At 51.3% G+C, this 23,060-nt stretch carries 21 protein-coding genes and 2 pseudogenes; 14 read left to right on the forward strand and 9 right to left on the reverse strand.

The window, feature by feature from the left end; genetic code table 11:
- Positions 1 to 11 precede the first annotated feature (11 nt).
- The 4 genes from JQN59_RS20170 to JQN59_RS20185 all read right to left on the reverse strand — a co-directional run bounded on the left by JQN59_RS20170 (position 12) and on the right by JQN59_RS20185 (position 3,783).
- Entirely contained in the window at positions 12 to 1,619 is a 1,608-nt protein-coding gene (locus JQN59_RS20170) for an aldehyde dehydrogenase (NADP(+)) (protein WP_149607572.1), read from the reverse strand.
- A 14-nt stretch (positions 1,620 to 1,633) separates the two neighbouring features.
- Positions 1,634 to 2,554 (reverse strand): dihydrodipicolinate synthase family protein, encoded by a 921-nt coding sequence (locus JQN59_RS20175; protein WP_003830108.1) that lies wholly within the window; start codon positions 2,552 to 2,554, stop codon positions 1,634 to 1,636.
- 138 nt (positions 2,555 to 2,692) lie between these two features.
- Positions 2,693 to 3,508, reverse strand: a complete 816-nt coding sequence (locus tag JQN59_RS20180; protein ID WP_008786078.1) for an AraC family transcriptional regulator — start codon at positions 3,506 to 3,508, stop codon at positions 2,693 to 2,695.
- A 92-nt stretch (positions 3,509 to 3,600) separates the two neighbouring features.
- A complete protein-coding gene (locus tag JQN59_RS20185) occupies positions 3,601 to 3,783 on the reverse strand; it encodes a hypothetical protein (protein ID WP_048215035.1) in 183 nt (60 codons plus the stop codon).
- 33 nt (positions 3,784 to 3,816) lie between these two features.
- Between JQN59_RS20185 and JQN59_RS20190 the strand changes: the two genes are divergently transcribed.
- The 10 genes and pseudogenes from JQN59_RS20190 (at position 3,817) to JQN59_RS20230 (ending at position 11,650) form a co-directional block, all read left to right on the forward strand.
- The gene (locus tag JQN59_RS20190; RefSeq protein WP_003830113.1) at positions 3,817 to 4,758 is read left to right on the forward strand and encodes a 4-hydroxyproline epimerase; all 942 of its coding nucleotides are present in this window, start codon (positions 3,817 to 3,819) and stop codon (positions 4,756 to 4,758) included.
- Complete coding sequence (locus JQN59_RS20195; RefSeq protein ID WP_149607571.1) at positions 4,755 to 5,858, forward strand: NAD(P)/FAD-dependent oxidoreductase; 1,104 nt, start codon at positions 4,755 to 4,757, stop codon at positions 5,856 to 5,858. The genes JQN59_RS20190 and JQN59_RS20195 overlap by 4 nt, the downstream gene beginning before the upstream one ends.
- Positions 5,855 to 6,109, forward strand: a complete 255-nt coding sequence (locus tag JQN59_RS20200) for a (2Fe-2S)-binding protein (protein WP_048215038.1) — start codon at positions 5,855 to 5,857, stop codon at positions 6,107 to 6,109. Before JQN59_RS20195 ends, JQN59_RS20200 begins: the two co-directional genes overlap by 4 nt.
- Positions 6,096 to 7,352 (forward strand): NAD(P)/FAD-dependent oxidoreductase, encoded by a 1,257-nt coding sequence (locus tag JQN59_RS20205; protein WP_149607570.1) that lies wholly within the window; start codon positions 6,096 to 6,098, stop codon positions 7,350 to 7,352. Before JQN59_RS20200 ends, JQN59_RS20205 begins: the two co-directional genes overlap by 14 nt.
- A 495-nt stretch (positions 7,353 to 7,847) precedes the next feature.
- A complete protein-coding gene (locus tag JQN59_RS20210; protein WP_149607569.1) occupies positions 7,848 to 8,720 on the forward strand; it encodes a phosphorothioated DNA-binding restriction endonuclease in 873 nt (290 codons plus the stop codon).
- A gap of 337 nt (positions 8,721 to 9,057) precedes the next feature.
- Positions 9,058 to 9,312 (forward strand): helix-turn-helix domain-containing protein, encoded by a 255-nt coding sequence (locus JQN59_RS20215; RefSeq protein WP_394810789.1) that lies wholly within the window; start codon positions 9,058 to 9,060, stop codon positions 9,310 to 9,312.
- A 3-nt stretch (positions 9,313 to 9,315) separates the two neighbouring features.
- Entirely contained in the window at positions 9,316 to 10,617 is a 1,302-nt protein-coding gene (locus JQN59_RS20220) for a type II toxin-antitoxin system HipA family toxin (protein WP_149607568.1), read from the forward strand.
- A gap of 84 nt (positions 10,618 to 10,701) precedes the next feature.
- Positions 10,702 to 10,803, forward strand: a pseudogene (locus JQN59_RS27190) (tyrosine-type recombinase/integrase); the annotation flags it as partial.
- Between the two features lie 70 nt (positions 10,804 to 10,873).
- Positions 10,874 to 11,368, forward strand: a complete 495-nt coding sequence (locus tag JQN59_RS20225; protein WP_149607567.1) for an antitoxin PaaA2 family protein — start codon at positions 10,874 to 10,876, stop codon at positions 11,366 to 11,368.
- Positions 11,369 to 11,374: 6 nt separating this feature from the next.
- Positions 11,375 to 11,650, forward strand: a complete 276-nt coding sequence (locus JQN59_RS20230; protein WP_149607566.1) for a type II toxin-antitoxin system RelE/ParE family toxin — start codon at positions 11,375 to 11,377, stop codon at positions 11,648 to 11,650.
- 72 nt (positions 11,651 to 11,722) lie between these two features.
- On the opposite strand, the gene JQN59_RS20235 is transcribed toward JQN59_RS20230, so the two are convergent.
- Positions 11,723 to 12,145: a FosA7 family fosfomycin resistance glutathione transferase gene (locus JQN59_RS20235; RefSeq protein ID WP_149607565.1), complete on the reverse strand. Its 423-nt coding sequence runs from the start codon at positions 12,143 to 12,145 to the stop codon at positions 11,723 to 11,725.
- A 74-nt stretch (positions 12,146 to 12,219) separates the two neighbouring features.
- On the opposite strand from JQN59_RS20235, the pseudogene JQN59_RS20240 reads away from it, so the two are divergent.
- Together JQN59_RS20240 and JQN59_RS20245 are read left to right on the forward strand one after the other, a co-directional pair.
- Positions 12,220 to 13,517: pseudogene (locus JQN59_RS20240) on the forward strand (Fic family protein).
- A gap of 123 nt (positions 13,518 to 13,640) precedes the next feature.
- Complete coding sequence (locus JQN59_RS20245; RefSeq protein ID WP_149607564.1) at positions 13,641 to 14,840, forward strand: type II restriction endonuclease; 1,200 nt, start codon at positions 13,641 to 13,643, stop codon at positions 14,838 to 14,840.
- Positions 14,841 to 14,890: 50 nt separating this feature from the next.
- Here JQN59_RS20245 and JQN59_RS20250 read toward each other — a convergent pair whose 3' ends face one another.
- The 4 genes from JQN59_RS20250 to JQN59_RS20265 all read right to left on the reverse strand — a co-directional run bounded on the left by JQN59_RS20250 (position 14,891) and on the right by JQN59_RS20265 (position 21,661).
- Positions 14,891 to 16,315 (reverse strand): DNA cytosine methyltransferase, encoded by a 1,425-nt coding sequence (locus JQN59_RS20250; protein WP_149607563.1) that lies wholly within the window; start codon positions 16,313 to 16,315, stop codon positions 14,891 to 14,893.
- Between the two features lie 293 nt (positions 16,316 to 16,608).
- On the reverse strand, positions 16,609 to 20,124 hold the full coding sequence (locus JQN59_RS20255) for an AAA domain-containing protein (RefSeq protein ID WP_149607562.1): 3,516 nt from the start codon (positions 20,122 to 20,124) through the stop codon (positions 16,609 to 16,611).
- Between the two features lie 311 nt (positions 20,125 to 20,435).
- On the reverse strand, positions 20,436 to 20,813 hold the full coding sequence (locus JQN59_RS20260; protein WP_149607561.1) for a hypothetical protein: 378 nt from the start codon (positions 20,811 to 20,813) through the stop codon (positions 20,436 to 20,438).
- A 68-nt stretch (positions 20,814 to 20,881) separates the two neighbouring features.
- Positions 20,882 to 21,661, reverse strand: coding sequence for an HNH endonuclease (locus JQN59_RS20265; RefSeq protein ID WP_149607560.1), 780 nt, complete (start codon positions 21,659 to 21,661; stop codon positions 20,882 to 20,884).
- 160 nt (positions 21,662 to 21,821) lie between these two features.
- Between JQN59_RS20265 and JQN59_RS20270 the strand changes: the two genes are divergently transcribed.
- Both JQN59_RS20270 and JQN59_RS20275 read left to right on the forward strand, forming a co-directional pair.
- Positions 21,822 to 22,712 (forward strand): hypothetical protein, encoded by an 891-nt coding sequence (locus tag JQN59_RS20270; RefSeq protein WP_149607559.1) that lies wholly within the window; start codon positions 21,822 to 21,824, stop codon positions 22,710 to 22,712.
- A 138-nt stretch (positions 22,713 to 22,850) separates the two neighbouring features.
- Positions 22,851 to 23,045, forward strand: a complete 195-nt coding sequence (locus JQN59_RS20275; protein WP_001561320.1) for a helix-turn-helix transcriptional regulator — start codon at positions 22,851 to 22,853, stop codon at positions 23,043 to 23,045.
- Positions 23,046 to 23,060 lie beyond the last annotated feature (15 nt).

Below are 23,060 nucleotides of genomic sequence, written 5' to 3' on the forward strand. Positions count from 1 at the left end.
GGTCATGCCCTTCAGTCAACAGAGGGGGAAATGGCTTCCCGGGTCCACTGCCCGTTAATCAGGCGCAGCAGGTTCAGAGGGTTGTCATCCTGGACAGCAGGCGGAAGCAGCGCGGCAGGCACATTTTGCAGGCATACCGGGCGTAAAAAACGGTCGATGGAATGCGTCCCTACCGAGGTACCGCGAGCATCGGTGGTGGCAGGCCACGGACCACCGTGCACCATGGCATCACAAACCTCGACACCGGTCGGATAACCGTTAAACAAAACGCGTCCCGCTTTTTCGGTGAGGGCTGGCAGCAGGCGCTGCGCCAGCGGCCCATCATCAGATTCGGCGTGCACAGTAGCCGTCAGTTGGCCCGGAATCACGCGCAAAATGGACTGCAACTCCGCCTCATCGGCCACCTCGACCAACACCGCCAGCGGGCCAAACACCTCCTGCTGTAGCAGTAGATCCTGTGCCAGCAGCAGCGAAGCCGGAGCCTGATACAACCGGGCCTGCGCGCGGCCGATAACCGATTCATCAGACCCTGCCAAACGCTGAATATGCGGATGTGCCTCAAGCGCGCTGACACCCTCTTCATAATGGGCAAGCGTCGGGGCATTCAGCATGATCTGTGCCGGTGCCTGGTCAACCGCGACCTTCAGCGCCTGCGTGAAGCGGGACATACCCTCGCCGCGTAAGACAAGGATCAGCCCCGGCTTGGTACAAAACTGCCCACATCCCAAAGTGAAAGAGGACACCAGCTCATTGGCCAGCGTTTCTGCCCGCGTGGCGACAGCCTGCGGCAGAATAATCAGCGGGTTAATGGCCGACATTTCCGCAAAGACGGGGATCGGCTGCGGACGCTGCTGCGCCAGCTGCCAGAGCGCCTTACCGCCGCGCAGCGAACCGGTAAAACCCACCGCCTGAATCGCCGGATGGCGAACCAGATCCGCGCCAATATCGGTGCCGAAAATCATGTTAAAAACGCCCGCAGGCAGGCCAGATGCCGTGACCGCACGCACAATCGCCTGGGCAGTCAATTCCGCCGTCGCCATATGTCCGGGGTGCGCTTTCACCACCACCGGACAACCCGCCGCCAGCGCGGATGCGGTATCGCCTCCTGCCGTAGAAAAGGCCAGCGGAAAATTGCTGGCCCCGAACACCGCCACCGGGCCAAGCGCGGTCAGATACTGACGCAGGTCCGGGCGTGGCAGCGGCTGGCGGTCAGGGAGTGCGGTATCAATACGTACGCCAAAGGCATCGCCCCGACGTAGCACCCCGGCAAACATGCGCAGCTGATTACTGGTACGGGTGCGCTCTCCCTGTAACCGCGCCAGCGGCAGTGCCGTTTCCTGGTGGGCTATGGCGAAAAAATCCTCGCCGAGCAAATCCAGCTCGTCAGCAAGGGAGTCGAGAAAGCGGGCACGCACGTCTGGCGCTGTCTGTGAATAGACAGGAAACGCCTGGTCAGCCGCCGCCGCGGCGGCGGCGGCCTCCCCACGAGAGGCCGGGTAAAAATGGTATCCGGTCAGCTTGCCGTCAGCGGCACGCAGGCTTGGCAGCGTCGCCTCACCACTTGCCACGCGACGTCCGGCGATAAACTGCTGACCCGAAACAGAGAGAGGTAGCGTCATCATCACTCCTTTACTTAAAGGCCGACATCCGGCAGCTGTGGACGGGTCGCCAGCGCCTTCTCAACAATCGCCACCACTTGCGCACGGGTATCCCCTTCCAGCGCCAGACGCGGTGGACGGGTAATGGCGCTGCCACGCCCCAGCAATTCTTCACAGAGCTTGATGCACTGCACCAGATCCGGGCGCGCATCCAGATGCAGCAACGGCATAAACCAGCGGTAAAGCGCCATCGCTTCCTCATAACGCTGTTGTTTCGCCAGGCGGAACAACGTCTCCCCTTCACGCGGGAAGGCGTTCGACATTCCGGAGATCCAGCCTTCCGCCCCAACGGCAATGCTCTCGACCACCACATCATCCAGCCCAGCGAACAGCACAAAGCGGTCGCCAACAGAGTTACGCAGGTCGATAAAACGGCGGGTATCGCCGGAGGAGTCTTTGAAACAGACGATGTTGTCGCAGTCGGCAAGCGTCGCCAGGATATCCGGCGTCACGTCGTTTTTGTAAATCGGCGGGTTGTTGTACACCATGATGGGCAGGTCGGTAGCCGTAGCCACACTGCGGAAGTGGGCCGCTGTTTCATGCGGTTTTGAGGAATACACCAGCGCAGGCATCACCATAATACCGTCGACGCCCACACGCTCTGCCTCTTTCGCCATCTTCTGTGCAAACGCAGTGGTGAATTCAGCCACCCCCGCAATGACCGGGATCTGACCGCCCGCAGCATCTTTCGCTACTTCGATGATCTGCAGCTTTTCCTGCGTTGTCAGAGAGGTGTTCTCCCCCACGCTGCCGCACACCACCAGGCCAGAAACACCATCCTTGACCAGGTTTTTCATCACCGTATGGGTGGCATCCAGATCCAGGGAATAATCGCTACGAAACTGGGTGCTGACTGCCGGGAATACACCGCTCCAGTGAATGGCTTTCTTGCTCATGTTCGGTTCCTTGTCGTCAATTTGTTAATTTAAAGTGAATGAATGGTGAATATTCACTGACAGATTGACGTTTCAGGCGACCGACTGCTTGGTGGTTTTCTTCCTCTTTGATGACGAAATTAGCACAGTGAGTGTGTCTTACCCGGCAAGCGTAATGCGAAAATCACGCGGCGTAGAGCCCGTCATCGCCTTAAACTGGCGGCTAAACGCGCTGTGATCGGTATAACCGCACTGCAACGCAATATCGGTAATCGGCGTATCGCCCGCCAGCAGTTCGGTGGCTTTTTCCAGCCGAACTTTGTGGATCATCTGGCGCGGCGTGAGATGAAAAATACGCTTACAGTAGCGCTCAATTTGCGCCACCGACATGCCGCTCAGGGCAGTTAGCTCTTCCATCGCGATGGGACGGTGATAATGGTTGCGGATATGATCGTCGACGATCGCCAGCCGCTGCCACGCCGGGTGACGCGCTTGCGCTTCCTGCAGATCGTGTGAAATCCCCGCCATACCGATGACCTGGCCCTGCGCATCCCGCAGCGCCAGCTTCTGGGTCAAACACCAGCCGCGTTCACGACCGTTGTAGAGATGCATTTCCAGCTGATCGCGCAGCGTTACCCCTTCGCGCAGCACCCGCATATCCTGCTCGGTATAGCCCAGCCCAAGCGCTGAAGGGAAAACATCAGCAGAGGTTTTACCCAACAGAGAAACCACCGTCTTAAACCCGCAGCGTCGTGCCAGGGTCATATTGACCATTAAATAGCGGGCCTGCACATCTTTGATAAAAAAAACCACATTCGGAATGGCATTGAGCAGCGGCGCAATCAATGCCATCGCATGGAGCAACGTCTGGATATTGTCCGGACGCTGACGCGCCAACCCCTCACATATCTGGCTAAGTTCAGCCACTTCAGGCACCGGCGACGGGGCCCGCACATCATTAATCACACAGGACATCACGCTTCCTCCCGATTAGTGATCTGAATATCTATTAACTTTTTGTTAACCTAGCAAGCATCCTTACTGCGTTTTGCGATCCTGCCGTAGATTTATAATTTCCCCTTTTCCAGCCACTGGCGCAGTTGCCTATTTTGGTTTACCACGTCACTAACAAAATGATTAATAACAAATAAATATGATAATGCCTTAACGATGACAGCGGTCATTATGCTGATTTCGTCATTTGCGGTGACGAAAGCGATCAAGCCGGGACGCAAGGCTTGCGTCAGCATTTAGCAACAAAACATTAACTTCCCGGAGATCCTATGACAGCACAGTACAGTGAACTGAGAGTGATTGATTCTCACACCGGCGGTGAACCCACTCGCCTGGTCATCGACGGCTTTCCGGATCTGGGAACGGGGAACATGAGCGAGCGTCGGGAGCGTTTTTCCCGCGACTACGACGACTGGCGTAAAGCCATTATTCTTGAGCCGCGCGGTAACGACGTTCTGGTCGGTGCATTGCTCTGTGAGCCAGTTTCGCCACAGGCCACGGCGGGAGTCATCTTCTTTAACAACTGCGGCTTTCTGAACATGTGCGGTCACGGCACCATCGGGCTGATTGCCTCGCTGGCATGGCTTGGGCGCATTCAACCCGGTAAACATCTGATTGAAACGCCGGTGGGCGATGTGACCGCCACGCTGCACGAAGACGGCAGCGTCTCGGTCGAAAACGTACCGGCCTACCGCTGGCGTAAGCAGGTACAGGTTGAAACCGTCCACGGTACGGTAACGGGTGATATCGCCTGGGGCGGCAACTGGTTCTTCCTCGTCAACGATCACCCGTTCGCGGTCTCGCCGGAAAAGATCCCTGAATTGACGGAGTACGCATGGGCAATCCGTGAAGGGTTAGATCGTGCAGGCATTCGTGGCGAACATGACGGCATTATCGATCACATAGAACTGTTTGCAGAAGATGATCGCGCGGACAGCCGCAGCTTTGTACTCTGCCCCGGTAAAGCCTGGGATCGATCGCCCTGCGGCACCGGCACCAGCGCCAAACTGGCCTGTCTGGCAGAGGACGGAAAACTCAAATCCGGAGAATCATGGCGGCAGGCGAGCATCATCGGCAGCGAATTTACGGCGCATTTCGTGCCGCATGGCGACAAGATAGTCCCGACGATCCGCGGGGAGGCATGGGTCTGTGGTGATAACAAGCTGATCCTCAATCCTGAAGATCCGTTCTGCTGGGGGATCTCGCTGTGATCGAAAGTGACGTCATCGTCATCGGTGCCGGGATTATCGGGGCCGCCTGCGCCTGGCAACTGGCCGCTCGCGGGCAGCGAGTCACGCTGGTCGATGACGACAATGCGGGCGCGACGGCGGCAGGTATGGGTCACCTGGTGTGCATGGATGACGATCCTGCGGAGCTCGCACTCTCCGCCTGGTCTCTGGCAAGCTGGCGCAAACTGACGCCCCGGATGCCGGAAAGCTGTGCCTGGCGCGGATGCGGCACGCTGTGGCTGGCGGAAACGCCGCAAGAGCTTGCGCTGGCAGAAGAAAAAAAACAACGAATGGCACAATACCAGGTTGTCAGTGAAATGCAGACCCGCGATCGGCTTGCCGCACGCGAACCGCTGCTCACCGCCGGACTCGCTGGCGGGCTGTGGGTCCCCGGCGACGGGATAGTTTACGCCCCAAACGTCGCCCGCTGGTTTATTAACGATGCCGATTTAACGCACCTTCGGGATAGCGCCCTCTCTGTTGATGCCCCTTACGTCACCCTACACAGCGGCAAACGACTGCGCGCGCGCGCCATCGTCATCGCCAGCGGTCTGGGTGCCAACACGCTGCTGGGTGAAAACTGGCTCAGACCCAAAAAAGGTCAGTTGGCGATCACCGACCGCTACGGCCCCTTGCTCAGCCACCAGCTGGTAGAGTTGGGATACGGTGCCAGCGCCCATGCAGGCGGCACCTCAGTGGCATTTAACATTCAGCCACGCCCCACCGGACAGTTGCTGATTGGCTCCTCCCGCCAGTTTGATAACACCGACCGCGAGGTTGATCTCCCCCTGTTGGCACAGATGCTGGCGCGCGCGCGCCATTTTTTACCCTCTCTGGAGACGCTAAATATCATCCGTTGCTGGAGCGGTTTTCGCGCGGCATCGGCTGACGGTAACCCGCTGATTGGCCCACACCCTGCGCGTCCGGGTATCTGGCTGGCACTGGGACATGAAGGACTCGGCGTCACAACCGCGCCAGCAACCGCCGAGTTACTTTGCGCCCAGATCCTTGGCGAGCGCCCGGCGGTGTCCCCGGATGCCTGGCTCCCCGCTCGCCTGCACAAGCAGGAGGCCATCGCATGACGACCCTGAACGTAATTATCGACGGCCAGACCTGTGAGGTTCCCGTCGGAATGAGTATTGCAGCAGCACTGGCCCTGGTGGGCAACAGCGTGACCCGTCGTTCGGTGAGTGGTCAACTGCGCGCGCCCTTCTGCGGAATGGGAGTTTGTCAGGAGTGCCGCGTCACGGTGAACGGGCACCGGGTGCTGGCCTGCCAGACGGAATGCCAGCCCGAAATGGTGATTGAAAGGAGCCATCATGCAAAGCGTTGACTGTGAGATCCTGATCCTTGGCGCAGGGCCAGCCGGATTGTCGGCGGCACTGGCTGCCGCACGCTGTGGAAAATTGGTGATAATCCTTGATGACAACCCGCGCCCCGGCGGGCAAATCTGGCGCGACGGGCCGCAGGTTTCGCTCCCCCGGCACGCCAGACGGCTTCGTCAGGCGGTAACTGAACATCCCAACATCACACTGCTGAGCGGTGCCCGGCTAATTGCCCGCCCCGACCCACATTCCGTAGTCTTCGAAACCGCAGACGACTGCGGCGAAATCCGTTGGCAGCGGCTGATTTTATGCTGCGGCGCCAGAGAACTCTCGCTGCCTTTTCCCGGCTGGACGCTACCCAATGTGACGGGGGCTGGAGGCCTGCAGGCGCAGATAAAACATGGCCTGCAACTCAAGGGGGAACGCGTGGTCATTGCAGGCAGCGGTCCTCTTCTGCTGGCGGTCGCCAGTACGGTGAAACGCGCTGGCGGGAATATTGTCGCCATCATCGAACAGGCCCCGATGAGCGCACTGGCCCGTTTCGCAACCGGGCTATGGCGCTGGCCTGAAAAATTGCGTCAGTTCGGCGAGCTCTTTCCAGCCCGATATCATCCGGCAAGCCAGGTCATCCAAGCGCAGGGTGATACCTGTTTGCAGTCAGTGACCGTGCGCCACCAGGGACAAACCCGAGAGATCGCCTGCGACAGGCTGGCCATTGGCTATGGGCTGGTACCGAATATAGAACCTGGCGCAATCTTTGGCTGCAAAACAGAAAATCAGGCTATTTGGGTCGACGCGGAGCAACGCACCAGCGTGCAGGATATCTATGCGGCAGGAGAATGCACCGGCTTTGGCGGCAGCGAGCTGGCGTTAGCCGAGGGAGAAATTGCCGGCTACGCCGCCGCAAATTGTCCGCAAAAGGCCCAAAGCGCCATCTCCGCGCGCGCCCGCTGGCAGCGTTTTGCCCAGGCGTTGCATACGACGTTTGCGCTGCCGGAGTCGCTAAAAGCCGCGACCACCGCGGATACGCTGCTCTGCCGTTGTGAGGATATTCGTTGTGGCGACGTGCAAAACGCCGAAAGCTGGCAGGCGGCAAAGCTCGCCTCACGCTGTGGAATGGGGGCCTGTCAGGGGAAAGTCTGCGCCACCAGCGCCCGCTGGCTGTACGGCTGGCCGCTGCCGCAGCCGCGCGAACCGCTTTCCCCCGCGCGTGTCGACACGCTTATCCATCTCGCAAAACCTGGGGGCTGATGGTCAGGTTTAAAGGCGCCCACTGGCGCCTTTTTTGATGTGGTGTATCCGTAGACCTTTTCGTCAAAGGGAATAATTTTTATCTTCACCCATATCTATTTCGCTCTGTGTATTGGGAACCGAGCGTCCTATTTCTGCCAAACATTCAAATATATAAAGGGAATGTAATGCATGTTTAAAATATGATAAACCCAACACTTCAAATTACCGATATTGCTTTTATTAACAAGCAGAAACCAGCATAACACCCCAGGAAATAACCTTTTCTTTTCGTATAGTTAGACAAATAACAATTACTAAAGCAAGGTTTTTTATCCCCCCCATATGAATGAGCATGAATAACTTAAAAATAATATGGCGAAAAAAGTGTTTTATTTAACCTGCGAATTCGATAATGAATATTGTTTTTAGTGTTGGCCGAAATAGACACAGCAACGCTTGATTAAGTGATATTTTGCGAGCATCATCGCAATTATTTACCCGAAAATGAAATCAATGACTTCCAGTAAATCCCTGCAACAGGCAATTGCTGACATCACCATCTGGCGTAAAGGCGAACAACGCGCGCCGCACAAGCCCCTACTGCTGCTTCACGTGCTGGCGGGGTATCAGCAGGGTCACGGTCGCCTGTTTGATTACGGTTCAGAAGTTCGCGACCACTTGCATAGCCTGCTGGAGCGATTTGGACCGCAACGCGCGCAGTATCGCCCGGATATGCCCTTCTGGCGCTTACAGGGAGATGGGTTCTGGGAGCTACAAAACGCCGAGCATTGTTCAACATCCGGCAGCAGCAAACAGCCCCCTGCCGGAGAACTGGTGGCGTATAACGTTGCCGGAGGCTTTGATGAACAACATTTTGCCCTGCTGAAAAAGAGCAACAACCTCATTAACGCCCTAGCCCAGCAGATCCTCGAGGCGCACTTCACCGAAAGCATTCAGGAAGAGATCGCGGATGAACTGGGATTTGATATCCTGCAAATCCGCAAACAGCGGGACCCATTGTTCCGCCAGCAGGTTCTGCGTGCCTATAACTATGAATGCGCCATTTGTGGCTTCAATATGCGCCACGACAGCACTTCGGTTGCCCTGGAAGCCGCCCATATCAAATGGAAACAGCACGGCGGTCCGTGCGAGATTTCGAACGGCCTGGCGCTGTGTGCAATTCATCATAAAGCCTTTGATAAAGGTTCGATTGGGCTGGATGAGAGTATGCGAGTTCAAGTGTCGCCCGCAGTGAATGGCAGCGGTATGGTGGGCAGACTATTCTGGGATTTCGACGGTAAATCGATAGCGCTGCCGATGATGCGCGAGAATTATCCAAAAGAAGGATTTGTGGAATGGCACAGGAAGGAGGTGTTTAGAAGGTGAGTGCGAAGGCCGGACTCGCCTTTTCTTTTAATTTATTGAAAATTAACAAATCATAAAATCCACAAAATAAAACTTGCCCCCAAAACCGACCTCAATGCAGGCTGATTGAGCGACTTCACACAAATTTTTCTGACTAATGCCTGAAAGTAGAGACCCGTCACAGTCCGCAAAAATCGTAAATACTGGCCATGATTCTCTCGCGTAAACAACCAATATCAATCATTTACACAGGCATCTTTACCCTCTTTAGAGGATAAATTGCATTTAACCCCCATAGGGGTTAATCTTGTTTTACCCCCTATAGGGGTTTTTATTTAAATATCCGCTAAAGGGGATAATGATGAAGGTAACATCTCCGACCTCACTGGCTTATGCGGTCAAAGACCAACGCAAAATCAAAAAGTTGACCCAGACAAAAACGGCTGAACTTATCGGGATCAAACAAACAACTGTCTCTGATTTCGAAAACAGGCCTGAATCCACCAAACTGGAGACATTGTTCAAAATCCTCTCAGCCCTGGATCTTGAACTTCATGTGGTGAAAAAAGGCTCAACGCTGGATGAGAAAAAAGTCTGGACGAAGGAGTGGTAAAACATGAGAACACAAACGCTGACAGTCGCAATGAATGGCGACGTGGTGGGCACCCTGTACCGGGATGGCAGCGGTGCGATGTCATTTCAGTACGCCCCTGAATGGCTGTCTGTACCCGGTTCACGCGCCATCTCATTATCACTTCCTCTCCAGCACAGCAGAATAAAGGGAAAAGAGGTCTTCAACTTCTTCAGCAACCTGCTGCCAGATTCCGAGGCGATTATTGCCAGGATGCAGACCCGCTTCCATGTAGAAACAGCACACCCTTTCGATTTATTAGCGAGTGTCGGACGTGACTGCGTGGGTGCCATTCAGCTTTACCCGCCAGGAAGTGAAATCCCCTCAGTGATGGAAACGCAGGCTGAGCCGCTTGACGAATCTCAGATCGAAGCGCTACTTGATGGTTACCAGATGGCCCCCCTGGGAATGGAAGAAGGTGCTGATTTCCGTATCTCATTAGCCGGAGCCCAGGAAAAAACAGCATTGCTCTGGTATCAGGATCGCTGGCAAAGGCCGCAGGGCAGCACACCGACCAGCCATATTTTCAAACTTCCGATTGGCAGAATAGAGCAAAACAACATTGATCTGAGTGAAAGCTGCGAAAATGAATGGCTGTGTCTGCGTATTGCCAGGGAATTTGGCTTCCCGGTTGCTAATGCGGATCTGGCCGTATTTGGTCAAAAAAAAGTGCTGATTGTCGAGCGTTTTGACCGGAGATGGTCCCGCGATGGCTGGCTGATGCGACTCCCGCAGGAGGACTTTTGCCAGGCTCTGGGAGTTGCTCCGGCGCTGAAATATGAATCACACGGTGGTCCCGGGATCGCGGATGCCATGAAATTGCTGTTAGGCTCAAACCTTGCTACCCAGGATCGCGAAATGTTCTTTAAATCGCAGATCCTCTTCTGGATGCTGGCCGCTATAGACGGTCACGGGAAGAATTTTAGCCTGTTCATCGAGCCGGAATCATCGTTTCGTATGACCCCTTTATATGATGTCATGTCCGCATTCCCAATCTTTGAAACAGGTGGTATCCCCTTAAAAAAAGCAAAGATGGCCATGGCATTACAAGGAAAGAATCGACAGTATCATTTCGCAATGATCCAGCCTCGGCACTTCGTCAGCACCGCCGCGCATGCCGGATTCTCTGAAGACACAGCATACACAATGATGCAGGAAATGGCCGCCCGTACAGAAGAAGTCATTGCGACGGTTGCAGCGGAGCTGCCAGCAGACTTCCCTGAGCAAATCAGCAACGCCATTTTCAATGGATTATCCAGCCAGGCGGCGCGAATTATCAGAGGGTAATCGTTGAGTTTGCCCCCCAGACATCAGGTTGTACTCCGACCTGATGTCTGGGCCTTGATTGTTATTGATGCAGTACTAATCTGCGAGCAAATCCTCGCCTCGCGCAAGGTACTGAGCCACTTTATCAAGCCTGAGAATACCCGGCGAGGCTACCGTTCGCCTTTGTATCCGGACCGGTTCTGGCTGGACTTTTGTGCATTTAATAATAAACTGCATATGTAGCTTATTATTAAATGCCTGCTACGAGGAGACAATTATGACGACTGAAACTATTGATCACAGCACGTTACGCGAGCTGGCCGACGCTGGCGGCATTGATGAGACTCATGTCAAAAATACTGGCAAGGGTTGGGTCGTTATCATCCGTTCAGGCCATCGCACCCGCCAGTTGACCACAAACCGCAGCCGTCAGGCCAGAGTCTTTAAGCGCCTTGAGACATTAACCGGCTACCTGGTCGAAACCGGTATTAAAAAATTCGACGTGGATGCTCAGGCGTTTGTTGCCGGAGCGACCAGTTCCGCACGGCCCGACCTCTCGCGAGCACTGAAGGCCAGGCATGAGGCAGCGGCTTACGACATCTGGTTTCGTCAACAGGTTCAGGAAGCGATTGACGACCCGTCCCCGGCTATCCCACATGCTGAAGTAAAAGCGCGTTTCGATCGTAAAAAGGCAGATTTGATTGCCAGTATGAGTTCGGAAGAACAAAGCCAGCTTGCAGCATTACGAATCTCCCGTAGAAAAAGGGGATGAGTACGGATGCTACCCATCGAATGGAAAAAACAAGCGCAGAACGATCGTGAAAAGATATTTAATTTTGTTGCGAAGGAAAGTGCTATTTCGGCCATTCTGCTTGATGATGAAATTGAGGAGGCTCCAGAACACGCCCAGACTCATCCCAGGATGCATCGCGCTGGACGCAAGCAAGGTACTCGTGAAATCGTAGTACGAGAATCCTGGATAATTGTATATCGCATAGAACCGAAGAAGCTCGTTATTTTGCGCGTATTAAGTTCACGAAAAAAATACCCTTAGTCACAGCTTTATATGTCACATGAGAGATTGCGCTTTCGCATCGTAGTACAATGCATGACTTTGGTTGCGTGATTATTTTCCAGGACTGAAACACATTTCAGAGTAAGGCTTCTCCCTGCATTGCGCCAGCCGAGATACTAAATCTCCCACATGCAGCTCCAGCTTGTGGCCATCCGGGTCAAGAAAATAGAAAGATTGCCCTTCGCTTTTATTGTCTTTCCAGACCGTCACTCCCGCCTGTTTCAGCTTATACGAGAACGGCTCAAAATCCTCTGGCGCGATGCTGAATGCATAGTGGGTGTAGTCGCTTTCCTGAGGGGCTACGTAATGACGGGATACGTCATAAGAAAGACAGATCCAAAGGTCACCACAGGTAAGATAAGCACCAGTATCCCACTCAGCATGAAGCTGCAACCCCAGCAAATCGCGCCAGAAGGTCAGGCTACTTTGCAAATTACTGACGGCGAGCGTTAAGTGGTTCAGAGATTGAAGCATAGGAATACCCATAAATTATCATGTCTTAACAGGAAGCAATCTATCTCAAATTCATCAAATTTTGAGATAGTGACATGCCAATCAAAAGATCACCGGTACTTATTCCATTTTCCCAACTCACCGGAGCGGATCTGGAAACCCACCAACACTACAGCCGCGTGACAGACGATAAAGGTCGCTATCTTCCGTTTGACGAATTCTGCCGCCGCACGTCCAGTGGGGAGAATATTTCTATCGCCTGGACGCTTACGCGGCGCGCGCGTGACTCAGCCATGCAACGGCTCCATTATCGCAACGAAGCAGGCGATCAGGCTGGCTTTGTCCTTACACCTGACATCATGTCAGTGTGTGAACTGGTGGACAAGCACGCCACAAGGCTGGCGCTCAAAGAACTTACCGCCACACTCAGGGGGCGGGTAAAGAGTTAACAGCACTAAGCATGGAAGAGCCCATCACCTCATCACAGCTGGAAGGCGCTAACACAACTACGCTTGTCGCGCGGGACATGCTGGAAAGTGGCAGAGCCCCACGAACCGAAGATGAACATATGATCGCTGGCAATGCGCGGTTGATGGCCGAAATACCGGAACTTATCCAGGAACCATTAACACCAGATTTAATCCGCCGTTTCCATGCCATTGGCATGGGTGGAATTAATGATGAAAAACACCGTCCTGGAGAATTCCGCGATACCGATGATGTGGTGATTGCAGATTATGACGGTAACATTGTTCATCAACCGCCAGCCGCCACCGACCTGCAGGCACGTCTGCAAATGGTGTGTGACTTCGTAAACGACACAGAATCCTACGTTCACCCCTTGGTAAAAGCCTGTGTTCTTCATTTCATGATCGCTCACGAGCATCTTTTCAGAGACGGTAACGGGCGCACCAGTCGTGGGCTATTTTACTGGTACATGCTGAAATCAGAGTATGACGTGTTTAAATACGTCTCTATCAGCCAGCTACTGCATGCCGCCCCCGCTAAATATGCTCACAGTTACCAATACACTGAAACCGATGGCATGGATCTGACGTACTACCTTGAATATCAGGCCAGTATTATCCATCGGGCTATGACAAGGCTCTTACAGCATGTCGACGATCTGGTTGCCCGCGCTGCCCAAATTGATCATTTTTTGTATAAATCAGGGAGCTTATCGCGGCTGAGCGGACGGCAAGTCACACTGCTCAATATCATTCTGGCTGAGCCTGGTAGAAAATATTCCGCTGCAGTCGTAGCGGAGGCGCTGGGCGTATCGGATAACACTGCGCGTAATGACCTGCGTACCTTAGCGCGTGAAAATCTCTTAACCGAGATATCAGAAAACGACCAGAAAACGGTTTATAAAATATCGCGGGAACTGAGCTGAATCTGGGAGAACAAGGAAAATAACGACATCACATAAAACGGCATCGCGAGTATTCACAAAGGCAGAGCTGTGGCAGGATAACTCTCTATAAATCAGCGATATTTTTACAGCGAGGAAGTGATGATGTCAGGGCTACATTCATGGCTGTTAGATAAGTCAACCAGTGACACCTATATGTTCATCAAGCGCTTATCAGCCAACGATACCGGTGCGACAGGCGGACATCAGGTTGGCATTTACATACCTTCTGGCATTGTTGAACATCTTTTCCCTTCAATTAATCATACAAGTGATCTTAACCCGTCCGTGATGCTGAATGCGCATACCTCCTCGCACAGTTGCCCGGACAGCGAGGCCAGGGCCGTTTATTACAATGGTCGTTTCTTTGGTAAGACCCGAAATGAAAAGCGTATCACCCGATGGGGGGGAGGAAAGAATCCTCTGCAAGACCCGGAGAATACGGGGGCGCTGGCGTTATTGGCGTTTGATCACCATCAGGGATCTGATAGCCAATTTGTTGATATTTGGGTGTGTCATGAAGCAGAAGAAGAAGATATCGTTGAGTCATCGCTCGGGGAAATTGTTCCTGGATCGTTGGTCTATGGCCCCGCCAATGAGATTCTGGGCGGTCTGGCTTTAAAAGAACCAGTTTCCAATGGGTATCGTCTTCCGGAAGAGTGGAGAACGCATTTCCCTTCTGGGAAGGAGATTATCGAGTATGCAGCAGCTCACTATTCTCCAAATGTTGTTGGCCCGGATAAGCAACTGATTGAACGTCGTCGTGTTGAGTATGAAATTTTCCTGCTGGTGGAGGAAATGCATGTTCTGGGTATGGTTCAGTCTGGGTTTGATTCAGTAAATGAATTTATTGCACTGGCGAATTCCGTGAGCAACAGACGAAAATCACGAGCCGGGAAATCACTGGAGCTGCATCTTGAACAGCTTTTTAATGAGCACGGACTGACAGCTTTTGAGACTCAGGCCGTGACGGAAGGAAATAAGAAACCAGATTTTTTATTCCCCTCTGCGCAAGCTTATCACGATGAAGCTTTTCCAGAGCAGAAGTTGCGTATGTTAGCGGTAAAAACAACCTGTAAAGATCGCTGGCGGCAGATATTAAATGAGGCAGACAGAATTCAGGACATTTACCTCTTTACCCTCCAGGAAGGTGTTTCTGTTGCCCAATTTCAGGAGATGCAGCAGGAAAATGTCAGGTTGGTTGTGCCCAGTAGCCTTCATGATAAGTACCCGAAAACTGTCCGGGAATATCTTATTTCGTTAGAAACATTTATTGATGAAACTAAATCATTATATGTCGATTAAATAATTTTATTTTGTTTCCCCCCGGATAAGTTCCGGGGGAACTGTTTATATTATTTTTTGGTCGCCTTGCTTGCAGCGACTTTCATAATATAAGGCTGAAGCAGTTTCGCCACGGCTTCAAAAACGGGAACGACCACTGAGTTCCCAAACTGGCGATAGGCCTGGGTATCGGAAACGGGGATCCGGAATGGCTTGCCACCGGGTTGCTCAAAACCCATCAATCTGGCGCATTCATGAGGCGTCAGTCTTCTTGGTCTTTGTTCCTGATTCTCTGGATTAGAGAAATCGATTTCGCCGAGTTCTTTATCCCATCCTCTGTCGATGAGAATTTCAGAACCATCTTTATGGTAACGAGCGGATAATGTTCTCGCGACGCTATTTACATTATTCGGATCAACCAGACCAAAACCGAATCCATTACCTTTGGCAGCATGCTTTTTAGCATAGTTATAGAGATACTCCCATAACTTAGGGCTCAGGATATATTTACTGTCAACAGCAGGGTCCAGAAGCTGACCAAATGTTGGTCTTTTCTCAGGGTAGAATTTATGAATATGCTTTAAAGTGAATCCCTGATGGATATTAAGGTCACGGCGGAATCCGACCAGAACAATACGCTCACGATGTTGTGGCAGGAAATTTTTACCATCAATAATTTTAGGATCATCTTTCCCTGTAATATTGGCATCAGCGACTTCATAGCCTAATTCATCAAGGGTATCCATAATGACTTTAAAAGTTTTGCCTTTGTCATGGCTCTTAAGGTTTTTCACGTTTTCCAGCACAAAAATGGCTGGTTGCTTAGCCTTGATTATGCGGGCAACATCGAAAAACAGAGTGCCCTGCGCTTCACATTCGAATCCATGTGCACGTCCGAGAGAGTTTTTCTTACTTACACCCGCCAGACTAAATGGCTGGCAGGGAAAACCGGCCAGCAGGACGTCATGATCCGGGATGTATTGATCGATATGGGCGTAGGCTTTCTCTTCTGAGATGCCTTCTTCTCCGCTTAGCGTGACTTCGCGGATATCCAGATTGAATGTGTGTGCGTCTTCATCGTTGTACCAGTTTGCTTTGTAGGTACGTACCGCTTCTTTATTCCATTCGCTGGTAAAAACGCATTGCCCGCCGATGGCCTCGAATCCTTTACGTATACCACCAATACCAGCAAACAGGTCAATAAAGCGGAAATCATAGTCAGGATGATGAGCGGGTTGCTCCGGCAGCATTTTCCGTAACAGCGCTTCTTCAGCCATGGTGAGCGATTTTGGCTCACACTTGCCATTTACCCAGCGGTTAAGCGTTTCGCGGCTCCACTCATTTTTACCTATTTTTCTTAGTAGTTCTGCGACATACTTCTGGTCGTAAATTTCAAGTACCCGATCAATCAGCTTCCTGTCGCGCTCTTGTTGTTGTTTTTCTTCAGCTTCTGCTTTTTCGAGCAGTTCCTGCGCAAATAAATCGAATTCAGACATAACGCCTCCTCGGGGTTTATGGGTGAAAATATATCACTCATTTGACCCAGATGAAAAGATTTATTCTGGATATTTGATCAGTATATGGATTCAACGGAGCGTACTAATTATGAGAGCTAGCCAAAAGTGTTGCCAATTGTTGTGGGGGGCGTACATACAAGCTGCGCAATGAGTCTTACAGTATCGGCATACATAATTCTTTGCTAAATCATATGGTTCCTGTATCAGGACCGGTAATTTAGCCATCTTATCCTAAAGAAATAGCGATAAGATGGCTAATCAAAATTCCTGACCTAAACCTGACGCCTCTCAAGGCTATTATAAATTGCCTCAATCTCGCCCTTCAGGTTATCACCGCAATAAACCATCGATGTATCGTATCGTTCATATCGCGCTTCACGTGTCGCACTAAACCAGTTGAACGATCCCACGCACAGCAAACCATCATCCCCAATAACAATTTTGCTATGAACACGATTGACCAGTTTTGTCGCAATACCAAGGGCGTTCAGTTTCTCCAGCGCCGCTTTAAGGTTCTGCTGCTTCTCTTTTCGCTTCTCAAAATCATTATGTTCAGTGTTGTAGCTTCTGTCAGTGACAATCGTGACGTTAATACCACGTGAACACGCCGCAATCATAGAATCAAGAAAACCGGTTTGCTCCAGTTTTTGCCAGGTCAGCCATGGAGAAACTATCGTGATGTGTTTACCGGTATTTTCAAACGTCTGATTCAGGAAATTATCATGCTGCTCCACACCATGGAGTGTGTAGATTTTGGTCTCGGAAGTTTTTAAATCCTTACGCTCTTTATAATCAAAAGTGAGCGCATTCTTCTCTGACTCAAAGAGATATTTTGCCAGTAATCCCCGCGGAGATGAGGATGGCTGGATCTCAAACAGGTCCATATCGCCGAAGACCAGGAAACTGTCCTTCGCACGGGAGACAGCAACGTTCAGCATGCTGTTATCGCTATCAATAAACCCGCCATCCTCATGCTTTGAATAGACTGGCGAGAATATAACAATCGCTCTTTCCGCCCCCTGAAGAGAATGCACGGTGCCCACCGTGAGCGACGTTTCATTCGCGCCTGTACTGATGCCTTGTTTACCCAGCGCCTGTTTGATGGTCGATACCTGAGCGCTAAAAGGCGTCACGATACCGACAACCTCATGAAGCGATTTGCCGTAATGCGCTTCAATATCTTGCTGGTTATCTGTCAGCCAGGCCGCTATCGTTTCAGCCTCAAGCAAATTATATCGACTTCCGCTACTTGCCAGCTCTCCTTTACCATCAATATGGAGATAACCCATTGCGGGTATTAAATTGCTCTCTTCCCCCCCTCTTTTAGGCAACAACTTACCGTGATAGCAGAGCGCATTACAGTATCCAATAATATTATCGAAACACCGGCGGTGTTCATATAAGTACATTCCACGAGCCAGTTCGGGATCATATTGATAGCGTGAGGCACACTGCGCTATTTTCATGACGCTGCCAGATGCAGCGCTTTTACCAAGCTCTGCGATTGCCGTATATTTCTCAGTAATCTCTTCTTGCGTACTACCTGACAGAATTTTTTCCGCCAGCATGTTACCTATATCAATAGCGGGAGCAATACTCCATATTGGCGGGATCTGTTCCGTATCACCAATCACTAATGCCTTTTTAGCTAAGGCAAACGAGGCAGCAGCCACTTCAGGAAGCACCTGCCCGGCTTCATCGACAATGAGTAAATCGGCGAAGTCATATAAATAGCTTTTCTCGAATTTACGTTGGCCTTTGTGTTCACTTATCTGCATATTGCCGGGCAGCATATAGCAGGTCATGACCACACATGGAGTGAGTTTCATTCGGCGTTGCCAGCGGGCGGTTACCCCTTTAGCTCCTTTCTTGCCCTTCTCTTTTTGCAGATCATCGATCTTAGCCATATCCATTAGCCAACGACCTTCCCAGTAGTGTGTGGTCAGTAAGAATGCAGGGAAGCGAATCTGCGTATCAGCCAGTTCATCTGCCTGTGAGAAGCTCAGCTCCTCATCGTCATCATGCCCTAAATCAAGTGCCAGCCTCTGCCATTCCTGAGCCGCCAGCTGTTCTTTAAGAACAATTTCATGGGCGGAGTCAATCTGCTGCCGGTATGTTGTTTGCTCGCGCTCAGCGGAGTTGAGCAGTCCATCTATATTACGTTCGATGGTTTCAGGATCCGACCACTGATTTCCCGCAATCAGCGCACCTAATTTATCTTCGAGAAACAGTTGTATTTGGTAATGCCGCTTACTACGAACCGCCGGGAGCCATGAAAATAATGAATAGATCAGTGATTCACCGGCGCGATATTTTTTCCATTCTGCTTTAGCACTCTTCAGTTGAGTAACTTTTTGTTCTTGCCCGGAGAGTAATTTATTTAAATTAGCGAGATATTGCTCAATGTCGTTAGCAATAAGCTCACGCGCTGCCCGAACCTGGCTTAACGTTTGCCATGTTGCGTTCAGCCTTACCAGTTGTTCGGATTTTGCTGCCAACTGACCATGCAGGAGTTCAATGACTTTTTCAGGGGATGAACACTCTTTTTCAGGAAATGCGGCCTTAGCTTTCTCCAGATAAAACAGCAGTGCATCCTCTACATACTCTTTCGACTCAAGCTGGTTGAAGAAATCTTCAGTTTGGTATTTTTTGGCTGCCTCGGCTTTACGAGTGCTTGAAGGGAAATAAGCGCCGAAGCTTTTCAACTCAGGCAACCAGCGTCCGGCCATTGCACCAGTGCCCTGGGAAAAATCTTTCCCGAACGCCTCGATAATGTTGGTTACAGCCTGGTTATTTGTTGAAGTCGCGATAATAACCGGAGGTTCCGCTTTTTCAAGAGCCGCTCTGGCCCACTGCGTGGCGATGATAGAAAGCACCAGCGTGGTTTTCCCGGTTCCCGGAGGGCCGTTAACGGCAAGGATATCGCCATGCCTGGCATCAAGAAAATGGCTTAAGGCATCGCGCTGAGCCTTTGCCAGCGGAAACTTATCCCCGGAGTGTCCAAGTCTGTCGCTGAATTTTGCTTCCGGAGGAAGTAATGACTCTGCAGCATGAACCTCTCGCGAGGCGAAGCGATTGAAGAGCGGCACATCCTTTTTGCAAACAAGCAGGTGATCATAAAGCGAAAGGATATGGAAACTGGCACCGCCAGATTGCGCCGTTTTCACAATATAACCATGTTCAGCGAGTTCATATTGCTCGGGATTTTTAATCCAGTCGCCGACAACGTTCTTCAGTAGCTTCTCTGAATCATCCAGATATTGCTGCCACTCTTGCTGTAAGGCTGCATATCGTGCTTCTCGCTCTTCATCCGTTTCGGCAGTCTTATCAACGCTGTCATCAAAGTTGATAGAGAAGGAGGTATGTGTCGTTTTGTATTTGTCGTACTGCTCAATCTCACCAATCGAAAATGCTCCTTTTGGCAAAGGTTCAAGCAGATCTCTGGGAATGGAGGTCGCTGGCGTCGGATATAAAAAACCTTCACGGCTCAACAGGGCTGGCGTCACTATCGGGGTAACAATATCAGGCGCACCAGCGGAACGGTCCTTTCCATGCTGCAGTAACCGGAAATAAACCTTTGGCCGCAAGATGACATCGACTGTTTTGACGTCGTCTTTTTCTCCCTCAAAAAATTTATCGACGATCGCTTCGTCAAGACATCCCGCCGTTATCCCATGCCAGTGAGTGAAATTTTTGGCGTCTTTCCGTTCAAAACTGCCCTTTCCTGACTCAGCATCTGCAAGCGAGTTGCGCCAGTATGAGGCAAACCCTAAAGCATTTTCATCCATTACCAGTCCTATGAATCAATGGAATCCATTGATTTATCGAATATAAAATCACCGTATGGATAACTATTGTCCACGTTGAAAGGCTGGCTGCAATGTTTTGTTCACGCTTCGATACAAATACTCAGGTTATACGGAGTTCAGGAGGCAACCATATCCTGCTGCATGGCACATAAAAGCTTTATAACCGAAGCAGCAGAGGATTACCGGTTGCACAGCACGCTCCAGAAGCCCGTGAGCCCTACTGGCAGCGTTCAATGCAATATTGGAACCTGTAGCGCTGTCGAAGATAGTTCTGTATGTAGGCTATCCAGCTATTGTTTTGTCCGATGCTTGCGAATAAAAGCATTCAAAATGTCGCCTTCACCATGCATGACAGAAAAAGAATATTCACATTCTTTCTTTATCAAGATTCCACATAATTCCTTGTGCAAATCAACATTAACTCCCTTTCCCTTCTGCGCTTTCTTCACACCGAGCTCACATGAACTGATTAATTCAACGTTACAGGGTTTCTTCAAATAATTCACACCATCAATTAAACCCTGGAGAATGCATCTATTTGCGGTCGTATCACTGTAGGAGAAAGTCAGATATTTTATTTTCCCTTCACATTCCAGCACAACTTCCGCCGAACCTTCACGTGTTGCAGCATCACAACTTCCTGTTGAATATATTTTTACCATCTTCATTTTGTACCTTGCCCCTTACCAAACGAATCACGATATCCTATATCAAAGGCATTCTCGTCAAAACTTAATTATCTCAGTAAGTTCTCTCGATGCCATTCCAGATAACAATACGATTCAACAGAAAACGCCTTTATTTTCTCCGGCAAAAAACACTGATCTTTAACACTAATATCCAGCTCCTTACTAATTAATAAACGCCCATCGTTCTCAAACGAAATCCATCCCTGATCGAATAGAATATCAATATGCGCGGCCAGTATAATTCCATTATAAGGATCAAGACGCTCATTCCCATTCTCGCAGGCAGCCCACGGCTTTATATGGCTGGCACGGAGTAACGGCGCAAACGTCGTTCCCGTAACAGGGCATGCCGGATACAGCATGAGACAATTTTTCCGAAAGGTACCCTGCCCCAGCCGTGCCGCAATCAGCTGCTCGCGTACGGTATCTTCAATACTTTTATCCTGCTGAATAATAAGACAGTCACGTTGCGCCTGTTCATCTCCATCAGAAGATATTAACGAAAGAACGCGCTGCTCAATCACACTCTCTGAAAGCACACTCAATCGCTGATGCACACGCTGCTCTGAATGAGAAAGTTCCGCAGGAGCACCCTGCTTGTCCCGCCAGCCGACACGCGCATCAGTAAGCCATGAATCAAAACGATCACGCCTATTTCTCAAACTATTGCGAAACTCGCTGGCGGTTTTACCCGCTTCAAAACGAGGATAAAACAAGGCAAAAGCCTCTTTCCATTTCTGAACCCCCAGTCCCACAGGTGGTTGAGATTTACCGTACTTCGACAAATACCACGCCACTTCAAGCAAATCGTCTTCCGAGCTATTCAATGTTACGTCCTGTTTTTCCAGCGTAATTCATCACCAGATTATGTCTGAAAAGATCGTTAACTAAACTGATCAGGTTAGTTGTTTTAGCAAAAACATCTCACACCGGTTTTCACCATCAACAAGCACGACACGCAACCAACAACACAAAAAGGAACGCCCCATGCCCCCACACAAAATCCGCCAGGAGTGGCTGACGCTGGATGAGGCCGCAGAAGTCATCCGGCAGCACAACATCACGTTGCTGCCCGCTGACCTGATCCGCCATGCCCTGCATGGCGATCTGCCACTCTCGGTCTACTTTCCTTCACCCGTACTTCTGAGACCACTCAATCCCCCTTGCCGCTTTGCCTGCCGATTCAGCAAGCCTCCTTTTCCACCTTCGCAGTGCAACAAACCCGGCAACCGCAAAGTGATGGCGAACTCGCCGCCGTGCAGACGCGACCCGACTCTGCAACTGACCACCAGCCATCTGTGGAATTTGCCGTTAATCGGCCTTGAACGTCTGTTGCTCCACCAGCAACTGGCGAAAACGTTGAATCGCCCTTGCCCCAATGATACCCATTGCTGCAATCAGATTGGCATTGTGGTCTGCGATGAGAACGACAGGTACTACCAGCTCTGTCGTCGCAAATCACTGAGGAAACTATTGATCGAACTTCTCGCCACGCAGAACAGCCTCCAGGAAGAACTGCACCAGTTGGTCGGCCAATTGTATGGCAATGGCCGCGATAACCTTAAATCCCGACTCACCCTTTCAGTCTGCTACTTGCAGGACACGCTGCCTCCTGACGCTCTGTTCGTCATCCGCCGCACTCATCTCGAAGCTTTCCTGACCCGTCATCAGCCGGAATCAAAGGAGCGGATCACCTCCGCGCTTTCCCGCTTGCTGTGGCTGGCCTGCAAGCACAACCCACAGTTGGAGGATGAAATGCTGGAGCATCCCTACAAACTGCTGAACATTTTCGAATGCTGGGCGCGTGAGGAAGGAATGCACCTGCCGCTGAGCCCTGAGACGTTGAAAACTGCCCTCCAGCGCGGCGCACCGCCGTAACGCGATCAACTAACCCTTTCAACTAACAACTCTCACTAACCCAGATAAGGATTTTTACTGCCTGGCAGGGACGCTGCTGCTTTTATAACCACGCCCATCGTGCTGATGTGAACGAATCTGGACACAGGAGGAATGGTTATGAATAGCGACCGGTTTTTACGCTTACGCCAGGTGGAAGACAAAATCGGCTTCGGTAAATCGTGGATTTACCGGCAAATCCAGCTGCAACAGTTTCCGCCGTCCATCCGACTCAATAGCCGCCACGTCGCCTGGCTGGAAAGCGAGGTGGACGCGTGGATCCACCAACGCATCCGACTTACCCGCGATGTCTGAATGCCGGAGGAAGAT

Source organism: Citrobacter sp. B72, from assembly GCF_016894305.1.
GTDB classification, from domain to species: domain Bacteria; phylum Pseudomonadota; class Gammaproteobacteria; order Enterobacterales; family Enterobacteriaceae; genus Citrobacter; species Citrobacter portucalensis.